Genomic DNA, 235 nt, shown 5'->3' with positions numbered 1-235 from the left:
CCATCGGCGCTAATTCGTTTCACTTCTGAGTTCGGCATGGAAATCAGGTGGGTCCAAATCGCTATGGTCGCCAAGCAAATTCTTTAATTCGGAAAGCTGTTTGCGTTCTCATAACACAATCAAGTTAATTCTTGTATTGAGTCCATCAAAACCCTTTGGGTGTTGTATGGTTAAGCCTCACGGGCAATTAGTACAGGTTAGCTCAATGCCTCACAGCACTTACACACCCTGCCTA

General features: G+C 44.7%; 1 rRNA gene. It reads right to left on the bottom strand.

Annotated features, from left to right (window positions below):
* A 5S ribosomal RNA gene (rrf, locus tag GVO60_RS22330) occupies nt 1-75 on the bottom strand; the annotation flags it as partial.
* Between the last annotated feature and the right edge of the window lie 160 nt (nt 76-235).

Source organism: Vibrio atypicus (assembly GCF_009811315.1).
Lineage (GTDB): Bacteria > Pseudomonadota > Gammaproteobacteria > Enterobacterales > Vibrionaceae > Vibrio > Vibrio atypicus.
Note: the sequence above shows the minus strand (reverse complement) of the source record. Positions and strands in the feature narration are given on the sequence as shown.